This window comes from Alcaligenes sp. DN25, from assembly GCF_023674485.1.
Lineage (GTDB): Bacteria > Pseudomonadota > Gammaproteobacteria > Burkholderiales > Burkholderiaceae_B > Alcaligenes > Alcaligenes phenolicus.
In genome coordinates this window covers 4116653-4131966 of sequence record NZ_CP098408.1, presented here as the reverse complement: position 1 = coordinate 4131966, position 15314 = coordinate 4116653, and the positions used below count along the sequence as shown (strand labels likewise).

The window sequence follows — 15314 nt, the reverse complement described above, 5'->3', positions numbered from 1 at the left end:
AGAGGGGCCAAGCATGAGCGGCAAGAAGCTGATTCGAAATAGCACCACTGAATTTCTGATCTTTACCGGTCAGGCGGGTGAGCAAAGCATCGAGGCTCGCTACGAAGACGAGACCGTCTGGTTGTCCCAGAAGCTGATGGCGGAGCTTTTTGGCGTTGATGTGCGTACGGTCAGTGAGCACTTGAAAAACATCTTTGCCAGCAATGAGCTGGCTTCGGAGGCAACTATCCGGAAATTCCGGATAGTTCAGCAGGAAGGTAATCGGGAAGTCACGCGCCTAGTCGATTTCTACAATCTGGACGCCATCATCTCTGTCGGTTATCGGGTCAACTCCATCCGTGCCACCCAATTCCGTCAATGGGCTACCCAAATCCTGCGCGAATTTGCGATCAAGGGATACCTGATTGATCGTCAGCGCATGGAGAACGGCAGTTTTCTAAACGAAGACTACTTTGAGCAGTTGCTGGCAGAAATCCGAGAGATTCGCCTAAGCGAACGGCGCTTCTACCAGAAAATCACCGATATCTACGCAACCAGCGTGGACTACAACAAAAACGCCCCGACCAGTAAAACCTTCTTTGCCAAAGTGCAGAACAAGCTGCATTACGCCATCCACGGTCAAACTGCAGCGGAGCTTGTTCATCAGCGTGCTGACAGCCGCCAAGCCCATATGGGACTTACTTCCTGGGCCAATGCTCCCGACGGCAAAATATTGAAAACAGACATCAGTATTGCCAAGAACTACCTGAAACAAGACGAGCTGGATGCCTTGGGGCGCATCGTCAATGCCTATCTGGAGCTGGCTGAAAACCGCGCCCGCAGAAAAATCCCCATGACAATGGAAGACTGGGCCAAACGCCTGGATATGTTTCTGGAGTTCGACGATCGGGAAATTCTGCAAGATAGCGGCAAAATTTCTGCCAAGCTGGCCCAAACCCATGCTGAAAGCGAGTTCGAGAAATACCGCGTCATACAAGATCGCTTGTTTGAGAGCGACTTTGATAGAGCCATAAAAGAACTAGGCTCTTCAAGTCCGGAATCAGATCAATAGCCTGATCGCTCCAAACGGCTTGCTCCCCCACCTCAGTAAAAACCCGAAATTCATCCCTGAATTAAGCCCTATCAAAGCTCGTCCTCATCGATCAGGACTATGCTGGGTATTCCATCGTCTCCTGCGGGAGGACATCATGCACACACTCAACAAGTGGGTTTTGATGGCAGCTTTGCTTCATGGCGCTTGGGCAGCACAAGCTCAAGAATGGATGCCTCTGGAATTGGAGGCGGAACAGCGCTCCATCTCCCGTCTCAGCGTGGCCCAGTGCCTGGATACCGTTCAGCAAACCGCCGCGGGCGAAGGCTACCAGCAGCGCAATGACTCGGCAGCCAGCGAACAGTTAGGGGTTTATATTGGTGCGGCTCCCCTAGGGGGCGGATCGCTGGTGGTGTATTGCATTGATTTGAATCCATCGACTGCCTACATCATTCGCACCAAAGCACAGGTCACGGCGGATTTGATGTCTCCACATCAGCTCAACCACAAAATTACGCAGGCCTTGACGGTGGCAAACCAGCCCTGAGTATCAGTGACGGCAGCCCCAGACTGTCCCGAGTCAAAAAAGGGCGCAGTCACTGGTTCATACAGGCTTGCGCCCGAACAAACCGCCCGCGCCCCCAAGGACTCCCGAAGCCAGTCGAACGGCTTCTTACTTCATCAACAAATCTGCCACTTCCATACGGCTATCTCCATCCAGCTCAATGTCGTCCATAACCTTGTTCAACATGGCGTGGGCACTGGACAGAGCACCGTTCAAACTGGTCAGCTCGCCTTGCACGCGCTCCAGCTCCTGTTTCTTTTCCGCTTCACTACCTTTGTCGCTGGCCTGGATACGCTGCAACTCCATCAGTTTTTGCTGAATTTGCTCTTTCAGGTCGCGGATACGTTTAAGTATGTCCTTGACTCCGTCAGGCAAAGAGCTGTCATCAATGTCCTTGTCGCGGCCTTTTTTCTGAGCTTGCTGACTGGTCAACGACAGATCTTTTCCCATGGGAGACAGGTGCACCTTGATACGTCCCGACGAGTCTATGGAACCAGACTCTTCCTGCTCGGGCACCACAGGGGGCGTCATGGCCGACGCGTTTAATGGTTCAGCCACGGGCATAGTTTGTTTATGTATTAAACCCTGTCCACTGATCTCTATGGTCATACTTTCCTCTCTTGTACACATCATCCCCTAGAGGGTTACGGCTGAAACCCGGTAGTTCTTTACCGTGATGTGTTCACCAAGTGTTGCGCCTTTTACTCAGCTGTTCGGCACAGCTCAGAAATAAGTAGCAAGAAAAGACACTTTTATTTACTTTTATACGAAAAGTGCCTCCTAACCATTGTCTTCTCTTTATCTGAACCCCATGGACTTCAAAATCAAAGCACTACTAGGCCACACCCTGTTGGCCTTGAGCTGGGCCGGCAGCGCTTATGCCTACGAGACAGAATTCATTCTGAACAAACAAGGTCAACAAGCCTTTGAGTTGCGGGTCTATGGGCCGGATGATGGCGGTTACGATACGTCGGATCAATCCAATCCACGCGTTTCCCCCTGGAATATTGACGAGAATGGTCGGCTGAAAATTCGTGCCGCACTGGAGCGCTGGGCCGAAATCCTTGACCTGCCGGCGGGCTACACACCGGCTGTGATCAACTTGGGCACCATGAATGACAAGAACGCCAATGCCTATGGTGCCCAACTAAGTAACCCTGATCATCCCAACTTCGTCCTGTCGGCCTTGCAAGCACGCTTGCACGGAATCTTCCAGGGTGACCCAAACAACCCCGATGCGGTTATCAGCGTCGGAAAGCTGGATCTGGATACCGCCCCCGTCAATCCAAGCCAACTGCCCTTAACTGGCAAGGCGGACTACAACGCAGTCATTTTCCACGAGTTGGCGCATGCTTTGGGCATCAGCAATACAGTCACCGACAACCTGCCTGAAAACAGCTTTGATCCACCCGATCCCTTTTTCCTGAATGACCTTAGCCCCTGGGCCTTGGGCTTGCGCGATGACCAGGGTCGAGCCCCCAGCCCCGGACAGAAAATCCTGTGCTCGGTCTGCACCAACCCATATGATCCTGCCGCTTTTGACCTGCGCCAGGACAAGGGCTACTTCACTGGAGATCATGTACAGGAAGTCCTGAATGGCGCCATGCCGGGCATCCCCGTCAGCATCCTGAACGTTCATGACCAACCGCGATACGGAGTGGATCGCAACTACATGAGCCACACCGAGCTGCGCAACAGCTTGATGAGCCATCAGACCTATCGCAACTATGTGAATCTGATGGAAGCCGAGCTTGCCGCCCTGCAGGATATTGGGCTGAGCATTGATCGTCGCAACTTCTTTGGCTATTCGGTCTATGGGGACGGTGTCACCCTGAACAATACCAATGGCTACTTTGCCCGCAATGCAAACGGCACGGCCTACCTGCCCGGTCAATACAATATGGCCACGCAAGGCTTGGGGCTGCACATTTATGGCGAACGCAACATCATTACCCAGGCGGCGGATTTACTGACAGCCGGGCCGGGAGGCGTAGGCGTACGTGTGGATGGTAGCGAAAACACTCTCCTTATCCCCGAAGCCACGCGTATTCATGCCCAGGGCTGGTATGGCCGCGGCCTGCAATTCAGCTATGGACGTCATCACAATATTGTTCAGCAAGGTGAGGTCCGGGCAGATGGCCAAGCTGGCATCGGAGCCCTGTTTGACTTCGGCCAGAACGCCATGGGTAGCGACGATGAGTATCACGGCTCCTGGCTAGTCGTAGTGGATGGCCAGCTACAAGCTGTACCGACCATTTTGCAAGGTGCCTTGATCAGCAATTACGATCTGTCCGGCACCTTGTCGGGCCAGAAAGCAGCCATCCATATCGCAGACAATGCCTGGGTGCAGAACATCAATATCTTGCAGGGCACGCAAATTACTGGTGACATCACCTCGGACTACAACCGTCGCGACTCTGACCAGCAACTGCTCCTGACCCGCATCAGCTTCGGTCAAAAGGCCGATGAAAACGGTCGTGCCACCAAGGCGGCTGATCCTAACTTCCAGATGCGTTATGACGGCAATATCAAAGGTCAAAACAATCTGGCTGTTGTCATTGCCGGGGGCGCAACCTCTTTGAATGGACAACACGAGTTGTATGGCTTGCGAGTAGATCGGGGTGCCACCCTGTACGGCAATAGCGAATTCACGATCAACCCTGAATACAACTTCACCAATAACGGCACACTCAGCCCTGGGAATTCCTACGGGAACATGACGATCAAGGGCAACTTTGTCCAAGGTGCCGATGGCCGGATTCTGGTGGAGGCCTCGACCACGCAGAACGATCATATTGATGTGCAAGGTTTGGCGCAGCTGGATGGTGAACTGCACGTGGACTTGCAGCCAGACTGGTATCAGAACGGCTGGACACTGAATCAGGACAAGGTGTTCACTGCCAGCCAGACACAAGGGCAGTTTGCTGCGCTCAATGCCACGCTGGCATCCCCCACCCTGAATGTAGAAAGTACCGGCAATGGCTGGTCCGTCAGCCGTAATCAGGACGCTTATGCGCAATATGCTGCTTCACCCAATGCAGCCTCGGTAGGTACCAGCCTGGCCCAAGCCTCCTCGGGCAATCAGTCCCTGGCAGCGGTGTATCAGGCCATGGACTTTTCTCGGACTGATGGCAGCGATATTGGCCTGGCTTTGGACCAATTAAGTGCAGGATCTTACGCTGCCCAAACCGCTGCCGCCTTGCGTCGCGAACAACTGGTATCCGAACAATTGCGCCAAATCGACGGTATCAACAAGAGCGGCTGGCAAAGCTTCATCCAGACCTATGGGGGCCGCTACCACTGGCAACTGGGTAACAACGATGTTGACCACCGCAGCGAGACCTATGGGGTAATGCTGGGGGCGGAACACCGGGCTGAAGGCAGTGACTGGAGCCTGGGGGTGCATGGTAATGCCAACGAGCAGCGCGTCAACGTAGACGCCCCCTTCCAGGCCAAGAGCAAGCTGACCGGTCTGGGCCTGGGGGTGCATGCCCGCTACCGTGGCTACAGCCAGGAAGGCTGGAATGGCTTGGCCCAACTACGTGTGGGTATCGAACAGGGCAAGATGAACCGCAACATCAGCTTTGCGGGCTATCAAGCACGTCCCTCCTCGGATTGGACAGGGCATACCTTCTCGCTCGGTGTACAGACTGGCTACAACTGGACGCTGGGCGAGAACGGCAGCATCGGGCCGGTTCTGGCTCTGGATTACCTCCATTACCGGCGCCCTGGACTGGAAGAGAGTGGCGATGCCGCCAGCCGTCTGCGCCTGGACGCCAGCCGCCAAAATGCCTTGCAGGCTTCCATTGGCCTGGCCCTGCGTCAAAACTGGAATTTAAGCCAGGATCGCCAACTGCAAACGTCCTTATCGATTGCTTGGGAGCAGGCTTTGCTAAGCCGTAACCAGAACCAGGAGGCGGCCTTCGCCAGTGCCCAATCCGTGAGTTTTGATGGTCGTTACGCGCGGGTAGATAGCCATGCTTTGGCGCTGGGCACCAGCATCAGCTTGCAGCAATCCGAGCGTCTGCGTTTAGGTCTGTCGGCCAGTACCCGTTTATTAGGGGATAGCCGTGCCGATATAAACGGTAAATTATTCCTGAACTGGATGTTCTAAACGCTCTGAAACGTAAGAGGCCGACTGTTAGTCGGCCTCATTCGGAGATACAGGAGCGGGTTGAACCCGTTTCATTCCAGACCATCGATCCACATCAATATGTTGACCGGGAATCAAGACCCGAGTCTGTCGACGCCACCATGTCCCGCTAGATACTTCGACCGATCCAGTATCCACAGCAAATTTCATTTGATCGCTGTCCAGAAAAGCCGAAAACTGCCCCTTGTTACTGCGAGCCTGCGCAAAGCTGGAAAAGACCGTCACACTCTTTGGTGTGGGATCAGCCAGCAACAGCGTGACCTGTCCACGTAAAAGCTGCAGATTCAATCTGTCCTCGTATTCACGGATTTCAAGGGCTGAATCCGGACCCAAGCGCAGCACGGCCCCATCAACAAACCGTTGCTCCAGCATTTGAGCCCCCGATACCAGGTGCTCTTCTCGCAATATCGGCTCGGGCCAGGAGAAAAACACGGTCAGCGCCAAGGCCAACACCAGTAAACCAGCCAGCAAACCACGGTGATAGGGCTTGAGCAACGCTGGCTTTTCCCCCGAGCCAGCCAATAAACGGCGTATCTCATGCTCGGGCGCATCCAGGCTGGCGTCACAAAAATAGCAAATATATCGATATGAACGTTCGTTTTCAGGATTGTCACGGCGCCAATCCTCAAATTCCCGTAATTCAGCTGCGGTAGCCTCGCCCGAGTTCAAGCGAGTAAACCAGTAAGCAGCCTGTGCGTGGGCCTGCGTATGCTCCAGCAGTTCCCCTTGATATGTCGTCATAGCGGCATCTAACCTTGTTCAGTTAAGCCAGCAATAGGGCGGTTTCAGTCCGACGGATTGTCCCTTCCGCTCAAGGCCAAAACCTTAAAAAACGAAACCAGCAGCCACCAACCCTCTAAATTCCACCTTTGAAAACGATACGTTTTTATTTTATACATTCGCTTCAAATGCTTACATTAACTCAAATTGACCCATTCCAAACAAATTCGCCTTATTTAATTACACTCACCACAGAAAAACTGCAGATTACAGGTAAAAAAAGCCGGAATCAGGTCGTTAACTAGTGAAAACCGTCCAAAACTTGGCCACTAAGCAGGTCATGAACCTGTTCTTTTCTTTGATCCGATTCGTCATCCGCAGGCAATACCATTCTCAATAAAAGTGGCCACTGCGGGTAAAAGCGATAGTTGGGCGTCGACACACGCGTACCGGCTGGATAACTAAATCCGCCGAATTGAAATTCTCGAGCCAATTGAGCATGCGAGAGATAAAGTAGATCTTTATTTTTATCGACTGAGAAATAAGCACGCTCCAAAGGCAGATTCCATGCCTGAACCTGTAAACCCTCTTCCTCTACACGTACCATCCAACGGTCCTGATCCCGCTCACCGTTGACATACAAAGTCCCATCCGGCCTTGCCTGAACCAAAGTGCCGGCAGGTAGATCCAGAACAAAATCCGGGGCTGTGTTCATATTGGAAGCCGCCGCATAGGGACTCCAGCCCCTGATCTGATTCCCTTTAGCCAAAAAGCAGCTGACAAAACGAAAACCGTGCTCTGCCATGGGATCTTTTTCCATTTCAAGCACTTGGTTGCCATCACATTGCCAGCCCTCCAATTCCGTATCGCCTGCCAGATGCAGCTTCCAGCTGGAGTTCTGCAAATCGGGCCGGAGGCGCTTGAAAGACAGGACTGGAGCATTGCCTACCATGACCGCCTCCGGGAAACGAGCCCAGGACACGCTGTCCGGGTCGCCCCACACACTCAACTCCAGCTCTGTTCCGGCTGGCATATCAATTCCGGCAAAACGGCCAGGCTCTTTTAAAACATGCTGCCGACTAGCCAGCTCCTGTGCCTGACGTTTATCGAACTGATAGACCTCCCATTGGAAATAACTGTAATAGAGCGCCAATACAAGCAAAGGAAGCAAAACAAGTACGCGTGGCCAGGGTTTTTTCTTAAAGTTTGCCCGGCTCTGTGGCTGTACTAAAAGCAAAACCACCCAGACCAGCACAATAATCAAGGCAAGCGGCCCGAGCGTAATAATCAGCAGAAACAGCAAAGAAAATGGAGCGACAGGAATCATAAGAGATCAAAAACCCATAAAAAGTCGCAATAAAGAAGGCCAAAAAAATGTACAGCCTGTCTTGCTGACTACTGCGCTGATCGGCCAAAAACAAGGGAAGGGCGTTACCAATACAGGCACGGCACCGCCATGCCCGTTTAAACCGCTTGGCATCGTCTCAGACGATCTGGATGTGTCCTTCCATATACAGGACGGCCTGGCCTTTCAAGAACACGCGGTCACCCGTTAAGGTGCAATCCAATACACCACCACGGGCAGAAGCCTGATACGCCAGCAAATGAGTTTTGCCCAGGATAGGAGCCCAGTACGGCAGCAAAGCACAATGGGCCGAGCCCGTAACCGGATCTTCCTCAATACCGTGACCAGGAGCAAAAAAGCGGCTGACAATATCAAACTGGCCCGAGCCCGGCGCTGTCACAATGCATCCGTCACAGCCACTGGCCAGCATGGCTGCCGCATCCACCTGCAGCTGTCGCACTTGCTCTTGCGTTTCCAATACAGCCAGATGGGTGAAGTCATTACGCCACAGTTGCGTAATCTTGGTGCCCAAGGCTTGCTCCAGCAAAGGATTGTCATCCACACGGTGAACCGGGCGCACAGGCAAATCCATGACATAGCTGTCTTGGTCACGACGCACCGTCAAAGCACCACTTAGCGTATGGAACACCACCTGGCTGTCCTGGGGACGCACATGCTGCAGCACAACGGCGGCGCTGGCCAATGTTGCGTGTCCACACAAGGGCACTTCTACCGTAGGGGTGAACCAGCGCAGGCGAAAGTCCTGGCCTTGTGGCACCAGAAAGGCGGTTTCGGCAAGATTGTTCTCCTGCGCAATCGACTGCATCAAGGCATCGTCAGGGAACTCGGGCAACAACACCACGGCGGCAGGATTGCCTGCAAACAAGGTGTCGGTAAAGGCATCAAGCTGATAGATGGGTAAGCGCATTCTGCCTCCAGGCATGGTATTCAAGGTGAGTCCCCAGTATAGAAAAATAGACTCTTTGAAGGCAGGTAAATCCGCGAAACAGGGGCATTGTTTTAATGCCGCCTATCTTTTCCGTTTTTTAAGCACCAGACACGCGAGCGCTTTTTGCAAACGCCTGTTTGCATTCCATTAGTTGGACCCGAGCGCTTCCCGCTTATTTACCTGATGCCAAACGCTTCTTTTTGCGGGTTCAGCAATTACATCGGGTGCAAGGCCGCGCCATTTGATCAATCAAACATTTGCCGCCTCTAAAAGACAGGCGGAAAGACGATCAAAATGCAGCAGGGCAGCCTGGCTCAAGTCCACTTGTTTGCGGCGAGTGTCCTCCGTATCACTAAGGACGATCCAGCCTTTCTCGCGCATGGATTTGAGGCGGGTATGAATAGTCGCGGGCGATCCCAGCCGTTCTACGGCCATGACATCGCGCACCGACAAACGCAAACAGTCTTTCGATGCCTTGGCAACCAGCACCAGGATCCGCTCTTCAAGAGGGTCCAGGCAAGGTAAGCAAGGCAGGGTATGCAGCGAATCGGCGAGCTGCAAAAAACGCATATAAATATCAGCAGGTCTGGTGGCAGTTTTCATAACAAAATCTTTATTCCTTTAAGAACCGCTACCACAGCGTCCTTTCTAGAAATAAGTTCTGGTTATTATTGTTTTTATTCCGCCCAGGTAAAGCAAAAAACAACACTGCTTTATGGCCCGAGTGATTGGAATGAGTTTCGGTGCTTATCATGCACTTAAAATTAAACGCTTAAGACCGGGCCTGAATTCCGTACGGAAAGGGGTCTTGAGTCGGGCGATTTATCTGGAATTTTATCAGATAAGCCCTTGATTTAGCTTGAACACTACAGTCCAGACGAAGCAAAATTGTAAGTAGGTGCAGACACGTAGTTAGTTAGTAAGCTGCCTCACATTAAACGCTAATAAAGGGACTTAGCGCAGAGAACAAGAACAGTTACAAAATCCAGGCCCGATGATATAAGCATCCTTTCCAAACAATTTTCCGCCCGCTTGTCCTGGTCGTCACAAAACCGTGCCCAGGATCTTTAGCCACACGTGTTTCAGACCGATAAAATGTGGTGAACAGCGCTCGGAGCGCCTAACGCGCCCCCTCAGATCACTATAAAATCTGGAACGATAAGAAATGATTCTTCACCTTGAGACACCGCTCATTTTTTCACACGCCTTGAGCGAGCAGCTTGGGAAACAAATCTGGTTAAAAATGGATGCGCTGCAACCTAGCGGATCATTCAAAATTCGCGGTATTGGCCACTTGTGTCAGCACCATGCCCAGCAAGGAAAGAAGCGCTTTATCATTTCTTCGGGAGGCAATGCCGGAATTGCCGTTGCCTATGCCGGACGCCGCCTGACCATGCCCACCCTTGTTGTCGTCCCCGAAACCACTAGCGAACACGCCAGACGCTTGATTCAACGGGAAAAAGCCGAGCTGCACGTAATCGGCAAGAACTGGCAGGAAGCTCATGAGTATGCGCTGACCCTGGTGCAAGAAGACGACGCCCTGATTCACCCATTTGATGACCCCTTACTTTGGGAAGGCCACGCCAGCCTGATCGCAGAAGTGGCCCAAATGGGCGTACAGCCGGATGCCGTCTTGCTGGCTATAGGCGGAGGTGGCTTGCTATGCGGCATGGCCCAAGGCCTGCGGGAGCAGGGTTGGGACAAAACCCCGATTATTGCGGTAGAAACCCAGGGCACCGCCAGCCTGGGCGAGTCGGTAAGGCAGCGCCAGCACATCACACTTGGCGAAGTCAGTGGGGTTGCCACCTCCTTGGCTGCACCACGCGTCTGCGATCAGGCCTACGCCATTAGCCAATCTCATCCCACCACCTGCGTTCAGGTCAGCGATGCTCAGGCCGTCAGCGCATGCCTGCGCTTTCTGACCGATCATCGCGTTCTGGTGGAACCCGCATGTGGCGCGGCTTTGTCGACTCTCTACCTGGATCATGAGGCCCTGGCTCCGTACAGCGACATTCTGGTCGTTGTGTGTGGTGGCAACACCACGACGCTGGAGCAGTTGGTGCAGTGGCGGGCCACTCCTTAAGCTGTCCATGAACGGCCCTGACGCATTTGGCAAAAATAATTATTTTCTATCGCATCTGCAATCTGGAAAACAGGGTACAGGGATTAAAAAACCCCATCACATAATTTTCATATGATGGGGTTTTTATTTATTATTTTTATTCCTGATACGCTCTAATTTTCAGAGCGTATAAAGTAAAACATATGTTCCACGTGGAACAAAAGCGCCTAAAACAGCCTTAAAAAGGCTTTACGAGAGGCAAATCCTGTCGAATCAAAGCAGAAAAATCCTGCCCCTCCTGCTGCGACAAGGCTCTCGGGTTGATGTAGCCCAGTTGCTTCAGTTCCTGGAAACTATGGCCTGGTGCCAAAGCATTCAGACCATACACATACTCGGCCAAATAGCCCGAAGCCAGCACACGCCAGTCCCACGGTATGCCGTCCACGATCCTGGAGACCATGTCGTAAACAATGGTGGTGCAATTAGCCGTCAAGGTGTTGTAGAAACGGGGAGTAGTCTGCAATTGCTGGCCCTGCTCCACATAAGACAAGAACAAGGCCTGCATGGCAGGTTTTGCCAATTCAACGCTGTACATATACACGTCTTCGCCGCGCGCATTGCTACGGGTACGCACAATGTCCTGCTCTGTTGCCGCAATCAAGCTCAACTCAAACTCTTTGAAAAAACCGCCTATCGCAGAAAATGCCTCGTGCTTTTCCTTGCGTATTTCTACCGAAAACACCACATGGCGGCCATCCTCAAACCCGAAAGACACCAGGGTATGAGCGATCACCGGGCCCATCCAGTACGAAAGGAACATATCTACCGATTTGAGCGTCTGCAGATCGTAGTCCTGGCTAATCCAATGCTCATCAAAATCGGTCTCGCTGCGCCAGTTAAAGTCACGCACATTGTGCAGAGTCACCACGGAACCATTTACCTCGCCGTAACTCATTCTGGCCACATCAGGCGCCCATTCCCGGTCGTTGCTGGGCGCAATACTGCTCCACCAGACTACCAACACCAGAAAGCCCAACGCCTGGGGTGCAAAGAGCCAGCTCTTGCCCTTGCTCAAGGCATACAGGCTCAATCCAGCCACCGCTACCCAGCCAGCCAATGCCAGCCAGCGCCCCAGACCTGCTGACAACTGAAACTGTAGTGCCAGCGCGCCCCAGGCCGCTACCGCCAAGACCAATAACAGGACCAAAATCTTGATCACTATCGCCCCCCACCTTTTCATACTCACTCCACAGACCTCTTGAATACAGATTACTTTTAAGCGCTGAACCGTCAAAAAAAGCCCCACACAACGCCTTCGGCTTGCTGCCCCCCCCCAAAAAAAAGGGGGAATTTTTGCCGGAGGCGCCGAGCCTTTAGGCGACCCGACGACAAAAAAAAACCTGTGTCCACTTGAACACAGGTTTTATTCATTGGAAAACAGGGTTTAGCCCTGATAGCCCATCGCTTGACCTTGGCGGATTACGCCTTGCGGCTGCCAGCTCGGATCAAAACGATAGGCGCTTTCTTTGGGGAACAGCATCACCACCGTGGAACCCAGCAGAAATCGGCCCATTTCCTGCCCCTTTTGCAAGGCGATATTCTGACCTTCGTAGTTCCACTCGTGGATCTTGCCGTCACGCGAGGCATTTACCACACCATGCCAAACCGTGACCATACTGCCCACCACCGTCGCCCCCACCAGCACCAACACGAACGGGCCTTGCTCGGAGTCAAAAAAGCAGACCACACGTTCATTACGGGCAAACAGGCCGGGAACACCGCGCGCCGTCGTCGGATTGACCGAGAATAAATCGCCCGGTACATGAATCATGCGCTTGAGCACACCCGCACAAGGCATATGTACCCGGTGATAGTCGCTAGGACTCAAGTACAGGGTCGCAAACAGCCCATCCTGATAGCGGGCAGCCTCCTGAGCGTCTCCGCCTACCAAAGCCGTCGTCGAGTAACTATGCCCCTTCGCCTGGAACACCTCGGCACCCTGGATAGACCCCAACTGGCTGATGGCACCATCAACCGGGCTGACCAAGGCCGTCTCCGCGATAGGGCGGGCACCAGGACGCAAGGCACGACCAAAAAACTCGTTAAAGGTGGCGTAGCTGGCTGGGTCGGAGTTTTCTGCCTCGCTCATGTCGACCTGATAACGGTCGATAAAACGCTTGATAGCCCAGGTCGTGCGCCCGCCCATGGGCTTGGAGGCCAAACCGCCTAGAAACTGGGTCAGAGCCTGTTTAGGGAGCAGGTACTGGGGAAGAACAGCCAAACGGGGATGCATAAAATCAGCTCGCAAACAAATCCTGCTTCAGCCTGGGGCCAAAGCGTTTATGCCATTCAATGTAATTGTGTTTCACGCGCCACATCCGGCCGGGGCCACCACTTCAAAGGCCGCGCAACTGTCAGGAATCAGGCACCAAACACTGGCAGGAACAAAACAATACGCACTTGTAGCACAGGTTGCCGCCATACGACATAAAAGGGCGGGCAAGCCCGTCCCATCAGACGTATACAACCCGGTCGCGGCCTTCTTCTTTGGCCTGATACAAGGCGCGATCAACCCGGCGCAGCGTACGCTCGTAATCCGGGTGTCCGTCGTACAAGGCCACACCAATACTGGCGGTGATACTCATGCTTTCGCCATCCACAACCCGGAAGGTCTCCGCATGAATACGTAGACGCAAATTACGGGCGGCACGCATCGCACCATCCGCATCCACGTCGACCAAGACCAGAAGGAACTCTTCGCCCCCAAGGCGGAACACGTAGTCACCGGCACGCGCGCTATTGCTGAGCAGTTCAGCAAACTGACGCAGGATACGATCACCGGCATCATGGCCATGGGTATCATTAACCCGCTTGAAGAAGTCTATATCCACGGCCAGCAGCGCAAAACGCGATCCCCGCTGCTGGGCATAGCCCACTTCACGGCTAAGCACGACAGGCAGGTATTTACGGCTTAACAGGCGGGTCAGAACGTCCCGGCCCGACTCCAGCTCGTTTTGCTGCTCGAACAAGCGATCCAGGTGCAAACCAATGGCTCGGGTTCGATCACGCAGCTCATGCAAGCGTAGAACCTGTCCTTTCGCGTCCCCTTGCTCGAAAGCCGGCATCAGCTCGGTATCAATCAGGTTCATCAAGTCCAGGATCTCACGACTCTCTACCGTGCCCTGGAAGGCATGCGCGCCCTTGTGCTTGAACCAGATACCGAAGTCCGAATCTCCGATTCGCGGAGCAGGCGTCACACCATTGTTGACCGCCATCGCAAACATGAAGAGATTTTCCCAATCCAGCAGCGCGGCTCGCTGTCGACCACGCTCGGCCGCTACGTTCTGCACAATGGCAAACAGGCGATAGGACTCTTCGGCACGGGATTTACGCTCACGCGAATTGGCATAGGCATGGCTCATCAGCTCCATCGCCAGATCAATGAAGTTCTGAATGTAGCGATAGCACTCCCAGGCCTGCTCGGAACTAATAGTCGAAGATTCAAACAGGAAGCGGGCGTAACGCCCCTTGAGCAAGCGTGCACCACGCAGCACCAGGTGAACCGGCACCCCAACCCGAGCATGGACCTCGCCAACCTGATTTTGCAGCTTGACCTGATCTTGCATATCACTGTGCTCATCCACCGAAAACAGCTGTACCAACCAACTGCGCAAGGAGCGATGCAAGCGCTTGTGTACCTGATCATGCGAGAGATACACCTGTGCGGCAGGGTGCTTGAGCATATGCGTATAAAAGTGGGTCGCAAGCTCGTCCTGATTATCTTGAGTGATAGTCAGCACATGAGCACGGACCGCCAGGGGCACTTTCTGGAGCAAGCCGTGCCAGTCCTGAGCGGCTTCTTCGATATTCGGTTGAGACATGAAGTACAGGGAGAGTAGCGAGACGATACTTAAGGATTAAACAGCCTTGGCGGCAATTGTTACATGAGGGGAGATTTCGCGCTATTTCTTATAGCGATACAAGCCACGGGCTAGCAGGAGAATACCCTTGCTGCCCACAAGGAAAAAACATACCCCTTGAAGATAAGTGGGTGATTCCACGGGCCAAGGCAGAATTACGTTGTCTATGTACTGGAGCAAGTGCCGGTTTCGCCTCACTTTGACAGCAGTTTGCGATTCAAACCCATGGCTTTGTCGACCTAAACGCCCCGAAAGTTCCACGGTGAGCAGATTGTCCTATCAAAGTCGATAGCTGACAAAACGAATTGCCCACTATCGCCAAAAAGCCACGTTTGGCATACGGACAGAGAACGATCAATAAAGCGTGCTAGTGCTTGGGCAGGGGAGGGAGTGCCGGGAAACAGGCACATAGGACTGGGTTTATATCCAATACTGAGCAAATACCCAGACTTCCATAAGACAGCCTGGCCGCCGCAGTCGGGTCGGGTCGGGTCGGGTCGGGTCGGGTCGGGTCGGGTCGGGTCGGGTCGGGTCGGGTCGGGTCGGGTCGGGTCGGGTCGGGTCGGGTCG

12 protein-coding genes are annotated in these 15314 nt (G+C 53.4%); 4 read left to right on the top strand and 8 right to left on the bottom strand.

The window, feature by feature from the left end; genetic code table 11:
• Nucleotides 1-13: 13 nt before the first annotated feature.
• A complete protein-coding gene (locus NBV64_RS18980) occupies nt 14-1051 on the top strand; it encodes a virulence RhuM family protein (protein ID WP_088451666.1) in 1038 nt (345 codons plus the stop codon).
• 136 nt (nt 1052-1187) lie between these two features.
• Nucleotides 1188-1577 (top strand): DUF6180 family protein, encoded by a 390-nt coding sequence (locus NBV64_RS18975; protein WP_137431124.1) that lies wholly within the window; start codon nt 1188-1190, stop codon nt 1575-1577.
• Nucleotides 1578-1703: 126 nt separating this feature from the next.
• Here the strand turns inward: NBV64_RS18975 and NBV64_RS18970 are convergent, their stop codons facing one another.
• Complete coding sequence (locus NBV64_RS18970) at nt 1704-2126, bottom strand: hypothetical protein (protein WP_250756355.1); 423 nt, start codon at nt 2124-2126, stop codon at nt 1704-1706.
• 280 nt (nt 2127-2406) lie between these two features.
• Between NBV64_RS18970 and NBV64_RS18965 the strand changes: the two genes are divergently transcribed.
• On the top strand, nt 2407-5709 hold the full coding sequence (locus tag NBV64_RS18965; protein WP_250756354.1) for an autotransporter outer membrane beta-barrel domain-containing protein: 3303 nt from the start codon (nt 2407-2409) through the stop codon (nt 5707-5709).
• Between the two features lie 27 nt (nt 5710-5736).
• Here the strand turns inward: NBV64_RS18965 and NBV64_RS18960 are convergent, their stop codons facing one another.
• The 4 genes from NBV64_RS18960 to NBV64_RS18945 form a co-directional block, all read right to left on the bottom strand.
• Nucleotides 5737-6489 (bottom strand): DUF4880 domain-containing protein, encoded by a 753-nt coding sequence (locus NBV64_RS18960; RefSeq protein ID WP_250756353.1) that lies wholly within the window; start codon nt 6487-6489, stop codon nt 5737-5739.
• Nucleotides 6490-6769: 280 nt separating this feature from the next.
• Nucleotides 6770-7795 (bottom strand): hypothetical protein, encoded by a 1026-nt coding sequence (locus NBV64_RS18955; RefSeq protein WP_250756352.1) that lies wholly within the window; start codon nt 7793-7795, stop codon nt 6770-6772.
• A 157-nt stretch (nt 7796-7952) separates the two neighbouring features.
• A complete protein-coding gene (locus NBV64_RS18950; RefSeq protein WP_250756351.1) occupies nt 7953-8741 on the bottom strand; it encodes a PhzF family phenazine biosynthesis protein in 789 nt (262 codons plus the stop codon).
• Between the two features lie 270 nt (nt 8742-9011).
• Nucleotides 9012-9365 carry a MarR family transcriptional regulator gene (locus tag NBV64_RS18945; RefSeq protein ID WP_021447165.1) on the bottom strand — a complete coding sequence of 118 codons (354 nt, stop codon included), beginning with the start codon at nt 9363-9365 and terminating at the stop codon, nt 9012-9014.
• Between the two features lie 562 nt (nt 9366-9927).
• On the opposite strand from NBV64_RS18945, the gene NBV64_RS18940 reads away from it, so the two are divergent.
• Complete coding sequence (locus NBV64_RS18940; RefSeq protein WP_250756349.1) at nt 9928-10845, top strand: pyridoxal-phosphate dependent enzyme; 918 nt, start codon at nt 9928-9930, stop codon at nt 10843-10845.
• Between the two features lie 217 nt (nt 10846-11062).
• Here NBV64_RS18940 and NBV64_RS18935 read toward each other — a convergent pair whose 3' ends face one another.
• The 3 genes from NBV64_RS18935 to NBV64_RS18925 all read right to left on the bottom strand — a co-directional run bounded on the left by NBV64_RS18935 (nt 11063) and on the right by NBV64_RS18925 (nt 14705).
• Nucleotides 11063-12064: an Lnb N-terminal periplasmic domain-containing protein gene (locus tag NBV64_RS18935; RefSeq protein ID WP_031232826.1), complete on the bottom strand. Its 1002-nt coding sequence runs from the start codon at nt 12062-12064 to the stop codon at nt 11063-11065.
• A gap of 204 nt (nt 12065-12268) precedes the next feature.
• A complete protein-coding gene (gene asd / locus NBV64_RS18930) occupies nt 12269-13117 on the bottom strand; it encodes an archaetidylserine decarboxylase (protein ID WP_250756347.1) in 849 nt (282 codons plus the stop codon).
• Nucleotides 13118-13337: 220 nt separating this feature from the next.
• The gene (locus NBV64_RS18925; protein WP_009458322.1) at nt 13338-14705 is read right to left on the bottom strand and encodes a diguanylate cyclase; all 1368 of its coding nucleotides are present in this window, start codon (nt 14703-14705) and stop codon (nt 13338-13340) included.
• Nucleotides 14706-15314 lie beyond the last annotated feature (609 nt).